Annotated in this window: 12 protein-coding genes; 7 read left to right on the top strand and 5 right to left on the bottom strand. The window is 61.1% G+C overall.

Annotated elements, in window-relative coordinates:
• Window positions 1–158: 158 nt before the first annotated feature.
• The 6 genes from LSO07_RS01120 (at window position 159) to LSO07_RS01095 (ending at window position 7,854) form a co-directional block, all read left to right on the top strand.
• Window positions 159–4,289, top strand: coding sequence for an RHS repeat-associated core domain-containing protein (locus LSO07_RS01120; RefSeq protein WP_191909558.1), 4,131 nt, complete (start codon window positions 159–161; stop codon window positions 4,287–4,289).
• A gap of 229 nt (window positions 4,290–4,518) precedes the next feature.
• A complete protein-coding gene (locus tag LSO07_RS01115) occupies window positions 4,519–4,833 on the top strand; it encodes a hypothetical protein (protein WP_151091883.1) in 315 nt (104 codons plus the stop codon).
• Between the two features lie 46 nt (window positions 4,834–4,879).
• The gene (modA, locus tag LSO07_RS01110; RefSeq protein WP_151091881.1) at window positions 4,880–5,638 is read left to right on the top strand and encodes a molybdate ABC transporter substrate-binding protein; all 759 of its coding nucleotides are present in this window, start codon (window positions 4,880–4,882) and stop codon (window positions 5,636–5,638) included.
• Window positions 5,639–5,655: 17 nt separating this feature from the next.
• Complete coding sequence (gene modB, locus LSO07_RS01105) at window positions 5,656–6,327, top strand: molybdate ABC transporter permease subunit (RefSeq protein ID WP_034782706.1); 672 nt, start codon at window positions 5,656–5,658, stop codon at window positions 6,325–6,327.
• A gap of 17 nt (window positions 6,328–6,344) precedes the next feature.
• On the top strand, window positions 6,345–7,046 hold the full coding sequence (locus LSO07_RS01100) for a sulfate/molybdate ABC transporter ATP-binding protein (protein WP_151091879.1): 702 nt from the start codon (window positions 6,345–6,347) through the stop codon (window positions 7,044–7,046).
• Between the two features lie 40 nt (window positions 7,047–7,086).
• The gene (locus tag LSO07_RS01095; RefSeq protein WP_052140146.1) at window positions 7,087–7,854 is read left to right on the top strand and encodes a TOBE domain-containing protein; all 768 of its coding nucleotides are present in this window, start codon (window positions 7,087–7,089) and stop codon (window positions 7,852–7,854) included.
• Between the two features lie 71 nt (window positions 7,855–7,925).
• Here the strand turns inward: LSO07_RS01095 and LSO07_RS01090 are convergent, their stop codons facing one another.
• Window positions 7,926–11,000 carry a response regulator gene (locus LSO07_RS01090; protein WP_151091877.1) on the bottom strand — a complete coding sequence of 1,025 codons (3,075 nt, stop codon included), beginning with the start codon at window positions 10,998–11,000 and terminating at the stop codon, window positions 7,926–7,928.
• A gap of 249 nt (window positions 11,001–11,249) precedes the next feature.
• Between LSO07_RS01090 and fnr the strand changes: the two genes are divergently transcribed.
• Window positions 11,250–12,008, top strand: a complete 759-nt coding sequence (gene fnr / locus LSO07_RS01085) for a fumarate/nitrate reduction transcriptional regulator Fnr (RefSeq protein ID WP_092609777.1) — start codon at window positions 11,250–11,252, stop codon at window positions 12,006–12,008.
• Between the two features lie 137 nt (window positions 12,009–12,145).
• On the opposite strand, the gene LSO07_RS01080 is transcribed toward fnr, so the two are convergent.
• From LSO07_RS01080 to LSO07_RS01065, 4 genes are all read right to left on the bottom strand, one after another.
• Window positions 12,146–12,670, bottom strand: a complete 525-nt coding sequence (locus tag LSO07_RS01080) for a FixH family protein (RefSeq protein WP_092609780.1) — start codon at window positions 12,668–12,670, stop codon at window positions 12,146–12,148.
• Window positions 12,671–12,772: 102 nt separating this feature from the next.
• Window positions 12,773–14,155 carry a cytochrome c oxidase accessory protein CcoG gene (gene ccoG, locus LSO07_RS01075; protein ID WP_034782714.1) on the bottom strand — a complete coding sequence of 461 codons (1,383 nt, stop codon included), beginning with the start codon at window positions 14,153–14,155 and terminating at the stop codon, window positions 12,773–12,775.
• Between the two features lie 2 nt (window positions 14,156–14,157).
• Window positions 14,158–15,078 carry a cytochrome-c oxidase, cbb3-type subunit III gene (ccoP, locus tag LSO07_RS01070; protein WP_151091875.1) on the bottom strand — a complete coding sequence of 307 codons (921 nt, stop codon included), beginning with the start codon at window positions 15,076–15,078 and terminating at the stop codon, window positions 14,158–14,160.
• Window positions 15,071–15,274 (bottom strand): cbb3-type cytochrome oxidase subunit 3, encoded by a 204-nt coding sequence (locus LSO07_RS01065; protein ID WP_034782719.1) that lies wholly within the window; start codon window positions 15,272–15,274, stop codon window positions 15,071–15,073. Before LSO07_RS01065 ends, ccoP begins: the two co-directional genes overlap by 8 nt.

Below are 15,274 nucleotides of genomic sequence, written 5' to 3'. Positions count from 1 at the left end.
ATTGCCTGCAAAGGGCCGTGTCTTTTGAATATGGAAGAATGGCCTGAAAACGGTAAGGACATTACGTATAAGCAATGAAATATAGTGCTAACATGTCAATGTTAGCTGGAGTTTCATTCTTTGAGACGCTTAGCCAAAAATACCTCCGATTCACTCTCATGTTCAGCCTATTCCAGAAAAAACTCGTTTTAGTATTCCTCGTTCTCTTCTTCCAGAGTCCGTTTGCGCAAAGCTACACCATGCCCACCATCACCGTTACCGCCGAGCGGGAACGGCAGGCCTATGAAGACTGCATCGCCATGAGCGGTGTATTTTGCCGCTGGCCCGGCGACATGTTCGACCTCTACGACCGTCCCTCGCGCGGTGGCGGCACGCCAGGCCCCGCCAACACCGATGCCGCGCCATCGAATGCCAATACGAATATCAATCGCTGCGGTGCCATGACGGCGCACCCGGTGGTCATTGCCACCGGTGAGAAGATCAAGCCCGAGGTGGATTTCCAGTCCTTGGGCCTGTACGGCCTGGGGCTGAAGAGGACCTATCGCAGCAAGCACGCGGTCGGCACCCTGTTCGGACCACAGTGGCTGTCCAACGTGGATGTGCCCAGGTTGAAGGAACCGAATTGCGGCAATACGGGAACGGGGCGATGCATACCCCGTTCCGTGACGGTGACTGATCCCACCGGCAGCACCACCAATTATCAATTCGTCGGAGAGAACGAGTTCCCCTCGCCTCAGGATCCGCGCGCAAAATCTTATTTGTACTTATCCGGAAAGTCCGCGCGCAGCGGCGAAATGGTGTATGCCCCAGGCGCCGGTTGGACCTTGTGGGCCAACGGCAATACCTATACCTACAATAAAGTGGGGGCAATTGTCTCCATCGTGGAAGGTGCAGGCGCGCAACTCAATTTCCAGTACGGCGCCAATCCGAATCAGCTTGCCAGTGTCAGCAACAGCAGCGGCCAGCTGATCCAGTTCACCTGGGGCGGCAATGGCAAGGTGAGCCGCGTGCGTGATCCGGCGGGCAATGATTGGAATTATGAATACCATGCCAGCGGCATGCTCGCCAAGGTCACGGCGCCAGCCAGCCAGGAGGTACGCGAGTATCACTACGAGACGGCCAATCCCGTTTTGTTGACGGGGATCAGCATCAATGGGCAGCGCCATGGCCGCTATGCGTATTTCGCCGATGGCCGGGTCAGCGAGAGCGGCCTCGAGGGTGGAGAGGAGCGCGAGACGTTCGTCTATGGCGCTAATCAAACGACGGTGACCGATGCGCGTCAACAAGCGACCACCCACAAGTTTGCCCTGATCGGTGGCGAGCTGAAGCCGACATCGGTTTCCCGCGCCGGCACGGCGACGTGCGCCGCGGCGGCCGCCAGCACCGCGTATGACGCCAACGGCTACGTCGACTATACGCTGGACTGGAATGGCAACAAGACGGATTACAGCTATGACGCTGGCGGCCGCCTGTTGAGCCAGACGACGGCGGCAGGCACGGGCGCGGCGCAGACGGTCGTGCATAGCTGGAATGGGAATGAAATTGAGAAGACCGAATACCGCAATGCGGGCAACGTAGCCTACTTGCGCGTCAGCTATACCTACTACCATGCGTGGGCCCCGTCGGGAAAGCTCGAGAGCGAAACCTGGGATGACCTGAAGACCGGCAAGCAAAAGAAATTCGTGCACACGTACACGTTTTATCCGAACAGCACCATGTCGAGCTGGACAGTATCGCGCAGCCTGCCTGGTGGCGCCGCAGTCACGCGCTATGACTACGACACGCGCGGCAACCTGACTGGCATGATGAATCCGCTGGGCCACCAGCAAGCGTGGGCAGGCCATGACGGCATGGGGCGCCCATCGAGCTATACCGACAGCAATGGTGTCGCCAGTACCTATGCTTACGATGACATGGGCCGCCTGCTGGCAACGACGCTCAATGGCAGCCAGACGACGCATCTTGCCTATCATGCGGGCGACCTGGTGCGTTCCATCAGTTATCCGGACGGCAGCATGACGCAGTATCAATACACTGCCGGCGGCCGGGTCGAATATGTCGGCAATGCGCTGGGGGAATTCACGCATATTGCGGTGAATGTTCCCGACAACAGCGTGCGTGTGAGTTCCGCCCTGCATCATGCGGAGGTGAGTGCTGGCCTGCCAGTCCCGGTTGCTGCCGGTGAGTTGAGCGCCACGATGGAAACGGATACCCTGGGCCGTCCGTACAGCGAGCTTGGTAACAATGGTCAGCGTTTCGACAAACGATACGATCACAATGGCAATCTCGTGAGCGTTACCGATGCGGCTGGCCGCTCGACCTCATATGCGTATGACGCCGCGAATCGTCTCGTCAAGATGACCGCGGCCGATGGCGGGGTAACCGTAAGGGCCTATGATGCCGAAGGCAGGCTGGCATCGGTGACCGATCCGCGCCCCTTGCAAACGCGTTATACCTATAATGGTTTTGGGCAGGTGACCAGCATCGTCAGTCCAGATACGGGTACCGCCACATATGGCTATGACCCGGCGGGCCGGTTGGAAAGTGAAACACGTTCCGATGGCAGAGTTACCCGCTACACCCTGGATAGTCTGGATCGTCAAATATCACGCAGTAATAGTGGTGAAACCGAGAAATTTACCTATGACGAGGGACGGTTTGGCAAGGGGCGCCTGACTGGTTTCACGGATCTGACGGGGTACACCAGCTACGCCTACAACGCATCTGGGCAGCTCACTGTACAAGTCAATAATATATACGGCACCAGCTATACGACTGTCTGGGACTATGATGCCGCTGGTCGCCTGGAGGGCATCCATTACCCATCGGGCACGCGTACCTTTTATTCGTACGATGCTTATGGCCGCGTGAGTGAACTGTTGACGAATGCGACCGGTGTGTGGACGAAACTCGTTGATTCAGTCCTGTATCAGCCGGTCAGCGGCCAGCCTCATGCATGGCGCTACGGGAATAATTTACCGCGCAGAGTGACGCTGGATGCGGATGGCCGTATTACGCGCATTTCCGGCAATGTGGAAAACGTGGAATATCGCCATAACAGTACGAATCAGATCATTGCCATGATCGATTCGGGCAATGAGCATATGAATCAGGGAATTGACTATGATGCTGCTGACCGCGTAGGACTGGTGACGCGCCGGATCGACTATCAGAGTTTCTCCTGGGACCAGGCTGGCAATCGTACAGGCCAGGCCAGGAAAGGCAGCAATTATAGTTTCGTGCTCGATAGCGGCAGCAACCGGCTCGCATCATGGAGCGGCAATGGCGAGTTTCGTAACTTCAGCTACAACCCCGTGGGCACGCTGGCCAGCGAATCGCGCCATGATGGCAGCCGTTCCTATACCTACGATGGATTCAACCGCATGCGTGGCGTGATCGTCAATGGCCGTTATGTCGGAGACTATCGCACCAATGCGCTGAACCAGCGCGTGCAAAAAGATGGAGCCGGTGGCATCACGCAAGCCATTTATGGTCCAGGCGGTGAATTGCTGGCAGAAGTGGGAGCGCAAACCAGTCATTATTTCTGGTTCAACGGCGAGCTGATTGGCTTGGCGCGTGCCAACCAGGTTTACTTTAGTCATAACGATCACCTGGGTCGTCCCGAAGTCATGAGCAATGCCAGTGGTGCCGTTGTATGGCGCGCCGCCAATGCCGCATTTGACCGCGCCGTCATCGTCGACACGATTGGCGGCCTGAATATCGGCTTCCCGAGCCAGTACTACGATGCCGAATCGGGCCTGTGGTACAACTGGCACCGCTACTATGATGCATCGCTGGGAAGGTATTTGCAGAGCGATCCGATCGGGTTGGCTGGGGGAATCAATACCTACGCATATGTGAGTGGCAATCCAGTTAGTCTCGTTGATCCTACGGGGCTAGAACCTCCGGCTGGAGCAGTTGCGTTCCGGGATTTCATGCGCAGCATTTGGCCCATGCCAGGTTTCACTAATCAGATCTCCGGTGCCACACGTGATTTCACGCGCAATTACAATGACATGCGAACTGCTAACACGATTGGCGCTGACAAGTACTTCCACTGCAAAGCCAACTGCGAAGCAACTCAGAGGGGATGGGTCGGTGAGAAGACAGCTTGCGTTATCTCGGACGTCCGCGAGGGGGTTGACCAGTACGTGAAATTGGACCCGGCGAGTGCTTCGGCAGCCGATCAAGTTGCCAATATGGCAGGCCGCTCAGAGGCACGCTCAGGAGGGACGTGTGAGGCCGTGTGCAGCACGTTCCGCCCTAACGGTTTGTCTAATTCTTATTGAGGAAATGATGAAACGACCGTTTCTTATAGGCGTTCTCTTGCTTCTGGCGGCAGTGCTCATTGCTGCCGGAATATGGATCAAGCGGGAAGCGTCGATTGATAGCTGCCTGGACCGCGGTGGGCGGTGGAATTACGAAGTTGCTGCTTGCGAAGGGGCCACTGAGTAGGTGCAATGAACTCTCTGCGAAGCTGGAGCTCGTTCCCGAAACCGCGATAGGCTCTGGCGTGCGATGGGTGATGAACCTGTCGTCATGCCGCTGGAGCAGAGGGCGATCGATGGCGATGGGAAGAAATTATGCGCAACGGTTTGTGCTGATGTCGGAAGACAGGCAGGCGGCGTAAAAATACAATGCATCAAGACAAGTTCTGCATCGCCCGGGCAAAAAAAGCATTGCCTGCGAGGCTGGGAAAAGGTGATCGATTCTCTGCTCTCAGGCGGTATTGACATACCGCAGCCAGCTGCCATTTCCCGGCGCTGGCTGCATTTTCCTCTTTCTCCGATTTGCCATTGCTTGATCCACGCGATGGCAGAACGCTATATATAAGTGTATATTACGGTCCTTGTCACCGTTCACTTACAAGGATACGATCATGCGCCTCACCTCCCTCGCCCGCCTGCTTGGCACCGCTCTTCTCGCTACTGCCGCCAGCTCCGCCTTTGCCGGCGAAGTGGTGGTGTCGGCCGCGGCCAGCCTGACGAATGCGTTCAAGGATGCGGCGCAAAGCTATGAGGCGCAGTATCCGGGCAGCAAGGTGTCCTTGAACTTTGCCGCCTCGGGCGTGCTGCTGCAACAGATCGTCAAGGGCGCGCCCGTCGATGTGTTTGCTTCGGCCGACCAGGAAACCATGGATGCGGCGCAAAAGCAGGGCCTCGTCTTGCCGGCCGACCGCATGGACTTCGTCGGCAACAGCCTGGTGCTGATCGTGCCGCACGATAGCAAGCTGGGCATCAAGAGCCTGGCTGACCTGACGCAAAAAAGTGTGACCCGCGTGGCCATCGCCAATCCGGCCAGCGTGCCCGTCGGCCGTTATTCCGAAGGCGCGCTGAAGAAGGCCAAGCTGTGGGAAGCCGTGCAGCCGAAAGCCATCGGCACGCAGAACGTGCGCCAGTCGCTCGACTATGTGGCGCGCGGCGAAGTCGATGCGGGCTTTGTCTACGCCACCGACGCGGCCATCATGAAAGACAAGGTCAACGTGGTGCTGGACGTGCCATTGGACGCGCCCGTGCTGTATCCGATCGCCACCATCAAGGGCAGCAGCAATGCCGCCGAAGCGAAGCGCTTCGTCAGCTACCTGCAGACGGCGCCGGCGCAAGCCATCCTCGCCAAGTACGGTTTTAAGAAGCCATAATTCAGGTAGGCGCCTGCATGGATATCGCCTGGACCGCACTGGCCCTGTCGCTCAAGGTGGCGGCGTGGGCTACGGCGCTCAATTTGTTGCTCGGCATCGGCACGGGCTATCTGCTGGCGCGCACGCGTTTTCCCGGGCGCGAGCTGCTCGACGCCCTGTTGACCCTGCCGATGGTGATGCCGCCCACCGTACTCGGCTATTACCTGCTGGTGCTGCTGGGCCGGCGCGGCACCCTGGGCGTCTGGCTGCAGGACAGCTTCGGCATCAACCTGATTTTTACCTGGCAGGGCGCCGTGATCGCCTCCACCGTGGTCGCCTTTCCCCTCGTCTTCAAGCCGGCGCGCGCCGCCTTCGAGGCCGTCGACGGCCAGCTGGAGCAGGCCGCCCGCGTGCTGGGCATTTCGGAAATGGCGATCTTCTTTCGCGTGACCTTGCCGCTGGCCTGGCGCGGCATCCTGGCCGGCGTGCTGCTGGGCTTTGTGCGCGCCCTGGGCGAATTCGGCGCCACCCTGATGGTGGCCGGCAGCATCCCCGGCAAGACGCAAACCCTGTCGGTGGCCGTGTATGAAGCCGTGCAGGCGGGCCAGGATGACGTGGCCAATACGCTGGTCCTGATTATCTCCTTTGTCTGCATCGTGGTGCTGTTGTCGGCTGGCCGCCTGGCGCCCGGGCGCATCGCGCACAAATGACGGCTATGATGACGCCTATGCAACTCGACCTCGACATTCGCGCCACCTTGCGCTCCGGCAAACGCCGCTTCGACATGCAAGTGCAATGCACGTCCGATAGCCAGCGCATCGCCATGTATGGCCCGTCCGGCGCAGGCAAGAGCATGACCCTGAAAGCCATTGCCGGACTCTTCACGCCTGACGCGGGCCATATCCGCCTGAACGGGCGCACCCTGTTCGATGCCGCCGCCGGCATCAACCTGCCGCCGCAGCAGCGCAATGTCGCCTACCTGTTCCAGGATTACGCGCTGTTCCCGCACCTGACGGTGCGCCAGAACGTGGGCTTTGGCCTGGCGCGGGGCTGGTTCAATCCGCGCGCGCGCGAAAAATTGCAGAAGGTCGAGCATTGGCTTGACGCCTTCCACTTGCAGGAACTGGCGCACCAGTTTCCCTACGAGTTGTCCGGAGGCCAGCGCCAACGGGTGGCGCTGGCGAGGGCGCTCGTGGCCGAGCCGGCCGCGTTGCTGCTCGACGAGCCGTTTGCCGCCCTCGATCCGGCCCTGCGTGTCAAAATGCGTTTGGAACTGAGCCAGTGGCAGCAGCGCCTGGACGTGCCCATGATCCTGATCACACACGATCCGGAAGATGCGCGCATTCTGGGCGAGCATGTGCTGTACTTGCGCGACGGACAGATCGATAACAGGGAAGAACACATGGCATTGGGTGAACGCATTGGATAAATCAGCGGCAGCGGAAATCGGCTTGCAAGGCTCGGTATGGATGACGGTGGGCGGAGAAAACCTGGGCGGCGCCGGCCGGGTGGAATTGCTGGGCGCTATCGCCGAATGCGGCTCCATCACGCAGGCGGCCAAGCTTGTGAAGATGAGCTACAAGGCGGCCTGGGACGCCATCGACGCGATGAACAACCTGGCCGGCGAGCCGCTGGTCGAGCGCCTGACGGGCGGCAAGGGCGGCGGCGGCACGCGGCTGACGCAGCGGGGGCGCCAGCTGGTCGACAATTTCCGCATCATCGAGCGTGAGCATGCCCGCTACCTGCGCCAGCTGGGCAGCCAGGCGGAAGGCATCGCCGACGATCTTTTACTCATACGGAGAATGGCCATGAAAACCACGGCACGCAATCAATTCCTGGGCAAGGTGGCCGAACTGAAACAGGGCGCCGTCAACGACGAAGTCACCCTGGAATTGCCCGGCGGCCAGCAGATCGTCGCCATCGTCACGCAAGGCAGCAGCGCAAGCCTGGGCCTGGTGCCGGGCGCGGAAGCGTTTGCGCTGATCAAGGCCTCGTCCATCATCCTTGTGGCGGACAGCGAAGGCGCGCGCTTTTCCGCGCGCAACCAGCTGGCCGGCACCGTCACGCGGGTGCAGACGGGCGCCGTCAACACGGAAGTGGTGCTGGACTTGCCGCGCGGCGGCACGATCGCCGCCATCATCACCAACCAGAGCAGCACCGACCTGGGCATCGCCATCGGCAGCAGCGTGACGGCGATCTTCAAGGCATCCAGCGTGATTCTGGGCGTGCCCGCCTAAACCCAAAGCAAGGACTGGGGTCGTACCCTGAGGGTACGACCCCGGCCTTTATCTCTTGGGTTCAAACGAGCTTAATCCTTCAGCCTGGACAACCAATCCGTCGCCGCCGCCAGCGCCTGCTCCAGTTCCTGCGCCGTGTGCGCCAGCAGCGCCGGCACCTCGTCCAGGCGGCCCGCGTCGATGGCTTCCTCGGTGGCGAACGCGGCGCGGATCAGGCGTTTCGTGCCCAGGGTGCCCACGGAGCCGCGCACGCCGTGCAGGATGCGCGCCACGTCGCTGTGGCGGCCCGATTGCAACGCTGTTTCGGCGTCGCGCACGGGCGTCATGCCCTTGTTCAGCGCGTCTTCCACCATGCGCCGCAGCACGCCGCGCCCCTTCGCGTCGCGTCCCATCACGCGCATCAGCGGCGCCATGGAAAACACTTCTTCATCGGCGACGCGTACCGGCTCGGCCGCCTGCACTTGCGGGCGCTTGGGCAGGTGGCGCAGGATGACTTCCATCATCTCTTCCACCACCACGGGCTTGGCGATGAAGTCGCTGATGCCGGCCGTCATGCAGCGCTCGCGCTCGGACGCCAGCACGCCGGCCGTCATGGCGATCACGGGCAGGTTCAGGCGCAGTTCCGTGCGGATGATGTGGGTGGCGCTGAAACCGTCCATGACGGGCATCTGCATGTCCATCAGCACGATGTCGTAGCGCAGCGCTTCCGTGCGCAGCCGTTCCACGGCTTGCAAGCCGTCGCCCACCACGTCCAGGGTGGCGCCCATGTGTTCGAGGATGCCGCGCGCCACGGCCTGGTTCAAATGATTGTCTTCCACCAGCAGGAAATGCACGCCGGCCAGTTCCGTGCCCAGCGGCTGGTGCAGGATGCGCTGCTCGCCGCCGTCATTCTTGGCGATCAGCGCCTGGTGCAGGGCATCGAACAGGCTGGAGCCCGTGATCGGCTTCATCAGCACGACATCGGCCTCGGCCGCGCTGGAGATTTCCTCCAGGTGGTTGCGGGCGAAGGCGTTGACCATCACCACGATGGGCTGGCGCTGGCCGCTGGCCGCCTGGCGGATGGCCTTGGCCGTGGCCAGTCCGTCCATCACGGGCATGTGCCAGTCGGCCAGCACCACGTCATACGGCTGCTGCTGCGCCAGGCGTTCGCGGTACAGTTCGATGGCGGCAAAGCCGGAGTCCACTTCGTCGGCCAGCCAGCCCCACGCCTCGATCAGCTTGACGATCAGTTCGCGCGTGGTGCGGTTGTCGTCGGCCACCAGCAGGCGCAGCTGGCCCAGGGCCGGCGTGCGCCGCGTTTCGGCCGGCTGCGCCAGCATCTCGAAGGGCACGCTGAACCAGAAGCGGCTGCCCTTGCCTTCGCTGCTGGCGACGGCGATGTCGCCGCCCATCATGTGGATCAGCTGCTTGCTGATGGCCAGGCCCAGGCCCGTGCCGCCGAAGCGCCGCGTGATGCTCTGGTCGCCCTGCGAAAACGCGGCAAACAGCTGCTGTTGCTGCAGTTCCGTCATGCCGATGCCCGTGTCGCGCACTTCGAAGCGCAGCCAGGCGCGCCCGTTTTCGCTCTCGGCCAGGCTGACGGCCACCACCACTTCGCCGCTCTCGGTAAACTTGATGGCGTTGCCGGCCAGGTTGACGAGAATTTGCTGCAGGCGCTGGGCGTCGCCCACGAGGCGCCGCGGCACGTCGGGCTCGACGGCGATGGCCAGTTCCAGTTCCTTTTCGCCCGCATTCATCGTCATCGTCGTGGCCAGGGTATTCATGACTTCGTCGAGGTCGAATTCGACGGGTGACAATTCCATGCGGCGCGCCTCGATCTTCGAATAGTCGAGTACATCGTTGAGGATGCCCAGCAGCGACTGGCCCGCCACTCTGACCATGGTCAGGTACTTGCGCTGTTCCGTGTCGAGCCTGGTATTGCCCAGCAAATACACCATGCCCAGCACGGCATTGAGGGGCGTGCGGATTTCATGGCTCATGTTGGCCACGAAATCGCTCTTTGCGCGGTTGGCCGCCTCGGCCCGGTCGCGTTCCTGCTCCAGCTCCGCCGCGCGCGCTTCGAGTTCCTGCTGCAGGCGGTCGCGTTCGCTCATCAGGCCATTGAACGCTTCCGTCAGTTCGCCGATCTCGTCGCGCTGCTGTACCGGCACGGGGGTGAAACGGCTGCCGCTGGTGCGCAGGGCCAGCAGGGTGTCGCGCAGGCGCACCAGCGGCGACAGCAGGCGTACGGTGACCAAGCCCAGAACAAAGGCGGCCAGCAGCGAAGCGAGGATGCTCCACAGCACCAGCCGGTACAGTACGCCATCGAACGGTTCGAAGGCATCCTCGACGGGCAGCGAGGCGGCCAGCAGCCAGTTCACGGATTTCAGGCGCTTGAAGCTGTTGACGGCCGTGATGCCGCGGCTGTTGGTGCTGACCATGCTGCCTTCGCCATCCTCCTTCAGCAGCTGGGTGGTCGTCAGGTTGGCGTTCGGCTTGCGCGGCTGCAGCAAACGGCTGGTATCGGGGTGCAGCACATAGCGCGGCACGGCGCCGCGCGTGAGGATGAAGTAATAGCCGCTCTTGCCGATCTTTTCCGAGCGCAGGCGGCCCAGCAGATTGTCCTTGTACAGGCGCAGCACGCCGATCACCACGCCGGCCACCTGGCCATCGGCGGCCAGCACGGGCGCCACCATCTGCACGATGGGCATGCCGCTCGACTTGCCCAGCATCGGCTCGGTAATCATGGGCTGGCGCGTGCGCAGGACGGTCTGGAAATACTCGCGCTCGGCGACGTTGATGCCGGCGCGCCCCGCCACTTCCGGCATGTCGGCCACGATGGCGCCATGCGCATCGAGCACCAGCACGTCGTCGAACAGCACCAGCATCGAGCGGCGCGCATAGTATTCGCGCAGTTTGGCGGGCTGGGCGATCAGTTCCGGCGGCTGCTGCCTGGCCGTCAGGGTGACAATCTGCAGCAGCATGCCCAGCTTGTCGTCGAGCTCGGCAGCGGTGCGGCTGATCAGGGATGACTGCTGGCTCAGCAGTACTCGGGTGAAGTCGTCGCGCATGTGCTGCACCTGGATCATGGTGACCAGCGCGATCATGGCGATCGAGGTCAGGCTGGTGGCCAGCGCGACTTTTGCTTTAATGCCGAGAGGCTTCATGATTTCCTTTTCAGTGCCGGGCGGCACAGGCGGCAGATAATGCTGTCAGGAATTTTCCTATCAATACCCCAGCTTGGCAAGCGCCGCCGCGCAAATTGCCCGCCCCGTATGGGCTTTTGACGATGTTGCCATATAATTAAAGGCTGGACGTCGTTTATTCGCCGAATTTACGGTGAAATTGGCATACGGCAACCCTGTATGCAGCTGTATGCAGTAAACTTGTTGTTGCATTTTCTAAAAGGTACCGACATGACTGAAGCGCTACTCACTCCCACCTTGCCCACCGTGAACGTGGAGGCGTTGCGTGCACGATGCTCGACCTGCAGCATGCATCAATTGTGCCTGCCGATGGGCCTTGATGTGGGCGACATGGATAGGCTGGACCAGATCATCGGCCGCCGCCGCAAGATCGTGCGTGGGGCCTCGCTGTTCCGCATCGGCGACTCGTTCCAGAACCTGTACGCGATCCGCCTGGGGCACTTCAAGACCTACCAGATCAATCCGGGTGGCGAAGAGCAGGTGACGGGTTTCCAGATGGCCGGTGAACTGCTGGGCATGGATGCCATCAGCGCCGACCGCCACCACTGTAATGCCGTGGCGCTGGAAGACAGCGAAGTGTGTGAAATTCCGTTTTCCAGCCTGGAACAATTGCTGGGCAATATGCCGACCCTGCTGCGTCATTTCCACCGCATGATGAGCCAGGAAATCACGCGCGAGCAAAGCGTCATGCTATTGCTGGGCAATATGCAGGCGACCCAGCGTTTTGCCGCCTTCATCGTCAACCTGGCATCGCGCTATGAAGCACGCGGCTATTCGGGCAGCAATTTCCAGCTGCGCATGTCGCGCGAGGAAATCGGCAACTACCTGGGTCTGACCATCGAAAGCGTCAGCCGCTTATTGTCGAAATTCAAGAAGGAAGGCTGGCTGCGCGTCTCGAACCGCGAGATCGAAATCCTGCAGCCGGCCAAGTTGAAAGCCATTACGGCCGGTACGGACACCTGCAAGTAACAGCACCGTCAAAACCTGCTGCGCGTCGCGCTTTGCGGCCTGCGATGCTCGCTGGATCGGCGCGCCCGTGCATAGCACAGCTGCGCTTCTCAACCACAAATCACTGCCGCTCGCGACGGTTTTCCCGGCGCTGTACGTTAAAGCTCTTCATCCGCGTGCAGCGCGATGCTGCGTTGCAGGGGCCAGGTCCAGATGCCGGACAGGCGCCACTCGCGTTTGTCGTTTTCCACCAGCACTTGCCAGCGGCTGCGCTCGAGCATCGGCAGTGCTACGGAAAAATTGCCGGCCGCATCGGGCTGCACCAGCAGCTTGATATCCTTTTCGGGCAGGGTCGCATGCGCCAGGTGCAGCTGCAGCGGCGCCTGATAGGCCTTGCCGAAGCTGTGCACGGAACCACTGAGGCGCGCTGCAGCCACGTCATATGACAGGCGCGTATCCATGGCCAGGTCGCTGGCGATCGTGTCGCGCTTCAAATCCTGGTTGATCGCCTTGCCCTGCTTGTAATAATCGCCCACCACCAGCGCATCGGGCTGCGTAAACGCGATATAGCCCATGAAGCTGCCGACGACCACGGACAGGCCGGGACCGATCATCAGCAGCCATGGCCAGCGATGCTTGTACCACGGTGCAACGGGTGCTTGCAGTTTCAGACTGTCGGACATGATATTTCTCCTGTTTGATCAGCCAGCCCCCGCATGGGGACCGGCCTTCCTGCAACTTCGTGGCGGCGGCGAGGGCACCCGGTCCCCGTCCGCCTTTCCTTGTTAACGTGGCACGATGAATACCGCGCTTTCACGCACATGCAGCGATGGATCGTCCAGCGATTGCAATTCGATCGCAATCTTGTTCGAGCCCTTCTCGCCGACGCCGTGCGGCACGCGCAGGCGGATCGGCCAGCCCAGCGTTTCCGTCGGCTGCAAGGTCACTTCTTCGCGCGTCAGCAAGGTCAGGCCCGGCAAGCCGGAAGCGCTGATTTTAAAATGCTGGCTTTGCTCGGACGTATTCATGATCTGCAGGCGGTAGACGTTTTCGATCATGCCGTCCTCCACTTCGCGCCCCATCGAACCGCGATCGCGGATCACGTCCATTTTCAGGGGCGTGCGCAGGGCCAGCGAGGTACACACGGCGATGATGATCAGGGCCAGGATGGAAGTGTAGATCAAGACGCGCGGGCGCATGGCGCGCTGGCGTATCTGCTTCGAATTGAAGTTGTTTTCCATCGCATGGTCGGTGCTGTAGCGTATCAGGCCACGCGGCCGCTCGACCTTGTCCATCACGCTGTTGCAGGCATCGACGCAGGCGGCGCAGCCGATGCATTCATACTGCAGGCCGTTGCGGATATCGATGCCGGTCGGACACACCTGCACGCACAGGGTGCAGTCGATGCAATCGCCCAGCTTGTCGTTGTTGCCGGCCTTCTTGCTCATGGCGCCACGCGGTTCGCCGCGCTTGGCATCGTAGGTGATGATCAGCGTGTCCTGGTCGAACATGGCGCTCTGGAAGCGCGCGTACGGGCACATGTATTTGCACACCTGCTCGCGCAGCCAGCCCGCGTTGCCGTAGGTTGCAAGGCTGTAGAACAAGACCCAGAACCATTCCCAGGGGCCGAAATTGAGGGTGGTCACCGACTGCGCCAGTTCCTTGATCGGCGTGAAGTAGCCGACAAAGGTAAAGCCCGTCCACAGGGCGATGGCGCCCCATACCAGGTGCTTGGCCGTTTTCTTGAAGGCCTTGCGCACGGAGGGGCCCTGCTTGTCGAGGGCCATGCGCGCGCTGCGCGTGCCCTCGATGCGGCGTTCGACCCACAGGAAAATTTCCGTGTATACCGTTTGCGGGCAGGAGAACCCGCACCACACCCGCCCGGCAATGGCCGTGACGAGGAACAACAAATACGCACAGATGATCAGCAGGGCCGCCAGATAGATGAAATCCTGGGGCCACAGCACGACGCCGAAAATGTAGAACTTGCGCGTGGTCAAATCGAACAGCAGGGCTTGCCTGCCATTCCAGGTCAACCACGGCAAGCCGTAGAACGCCAGCTGGGTAAGCCATACGCATACCCATCGCCAGGTAGCGTAGCGTCCTTTGGCCTCGCGAGGGTAGATTTGCTCGCGGGCCGCATACATCTTGATGACTTGAGGTTCCATTTTTACTTTGCGGGTGCCTGCGGATTCGACAGGCTCCAGACATACGCCGACAGCACGTGTACCTTGGATTCGCCGAGGAAATCGCTGAAGGCCGGCATGGTGCTGCTGCGTCCCTTGCGTACGGTTTCCATGATGGTATCGGCGCTGCCGCCGTACAGCCAGGTCTTGTCCGTCAGGTTCGGCGCGCCGAGCATCTGGTTACCCTTGGCATCGGCGCCATGACAGGCCATGCAGGCGCCAAACTTGGCCTTGCCCAGCACGGACTTGACGGGATCCGAGGTCGAGCCGGACAGGCTCAGCACATAATGGGCCACGTTCTCGACATCCTTTTCGGAACCCAGGGCGGCGCCCATCGGTGGCATCTGCCCATTGCGGCCGTGCAGGATGGTGGTCTTGATGACGTCGGGTTCGCCGCCATACAGCCAGTCCTTGTCGGTCAGGTTGGGGAAGCCCTTGTTGCCGCGTGCATCCGAACCGTGGCATTGCGCGCAGTAGGTCAGGAACAGGCGCTGGCCGATGGCTTGCGCCTGCGGATCGGCGGCCACCGTCTTCAAGTCCTGGCTCAGGTACTTGTTGAACAGGGGACCGTAGTCGGCTTCCGCCTTCTTCAGTTCTTCCTCGTACTGGCCCGTCGATTTCCAGCCCAGGCTGCCGGCATAGTTGCCCAGGCCCGGGTACAGGAACAGGTAGGCCAGCGCGAAGACGATGGTGATGTAGAACAACCACATCCACCAGCGCGGCATCGGCGTATTGAGTTCCTTCAAGTCCTCGTCCCAGACGTGGCCCGTGGTGCCGTCGGCAGGGGCGCCGGCGGCCACTTTCACTTTCGACTGCGAGTACAGCAGCACGCCGCAGCCGATGATGCCCAGCAGGGACAGCACGATCACATAGATATTCCAGAAGCCATTGGTAAAGTCAGCCATGGTTGTGCTCCTTCGCCAGGGTCATTTCGGCTTCGGCCGGATAGTCGAGCGCGTCGTCGGCGAACGGCAGGCGTGCCGCCGCGTCGAAGTCGCTGTTGCTGCGGCTGAACGTCCACCACAGGATGCCCACGAACGTCGTAAAGGAAACCACCGTCATGACGCTGCTGGCGCTGTCAAACAGGTTTTCGATTGCCAT

The organism is Janthinobacterium sp. PLB04, from assembly GCF_021165895.1.
Taxonomy (GTDB): domain Bacteria; phylum Pseudomonadota; class Gammaproteobacteria; order Burkholderiales; family Burkholderiaceae_D; genus Janthinobacterium; species Janthinobacterium lividum.
Note: the sequence above shows the minus strand (reverse complement) of the source record. Positions and strands in the feature narration are given on the sequence as shown.

Bases quoted from the DNA above. Each gene is read 5' to 3' on its own strand.
- LSO07_RS01120 (WP_191909558.1), top strand. From the start codon at position 159: ATGTTCAGCCTATTCCAGAAAAAACTCGTTTTAGTATTCCTCGTTCTC.
- LSO07_RS01115 (WP_151091883.1), top strand. From the start codon at position 4,519: ATGGGTGATGAACCTGTCGTCATGCCGCTGGAGCAGAGGGCGATCGAT.
- modA (WP_151091881.1), top strand. From the start codon at position 4,880: ATGCGCCTCACCTCCCTCGCCCGCCTGCTTGGCACCGCTCTTCTCGCT.
- modB (WP_034782706.1), top strand. From the start codon at position 5,656: ATGGATATCGCCTGGACCGCACTGGCCCTGTCGCTCAAGGTGGCGGCG.
- LSO07_RS01100 (WP_151091879.1), top strand. From the start codon at position 6,345: ATGCAACTCGACCTCGACATTCGCGCCACCTTGCGCTCCGGCAAACGC.
- LSO07_RS01095 (WP_052140146.1), top strand. From the start codon at position 7,087: ATGACGGTGGGCGGAGAAAACCTGGGCGGCGCCGGCCGGGTGGAATTG.
- LSO07_RS01090 (WP_151091877.1), bottom strand. From the start codon at position 11,000: ATGAAGCCTCTCGGCATTAAAGCAAAAGTCGCGCTGGCCACCAGCCTG.
- fnr (WP_092609777.1), top strand. From the start codon at position 11,250: ATGACTGAAGCGCTACTCACTCCCACCTTGCCCACCGTGAACGTGGAG.
- LSO07_RS01080 (WP_092609780.1), bottom strand. From the start codon at position 12,670: ATGTCCGACAGTCTGAAACTGCAAGCACCCGTTGCACCGTGGTACAAG.
- ccoG (WP_034782714.1), bottom strand. From the start codon at position 14,155: ATGGAACCTCAAGTCATCAAGATGTATGCGGCCCGCGAGCAAATCTAC.
- ccoP (WP_151091875.1), bottom strand. From the start codon at position 15,078: ATGGCTGACTTTACCAATGGCTTCTGGAATATCTATGTGATCGTGCTG.
- LSO07_RS01065 (WP_034782719.1), bottom strand. From the start codon at position 15,274: ATGGCAATCGAAAACCTGTTTGACAGCGCCAGCAGCGTCATGACGGTG.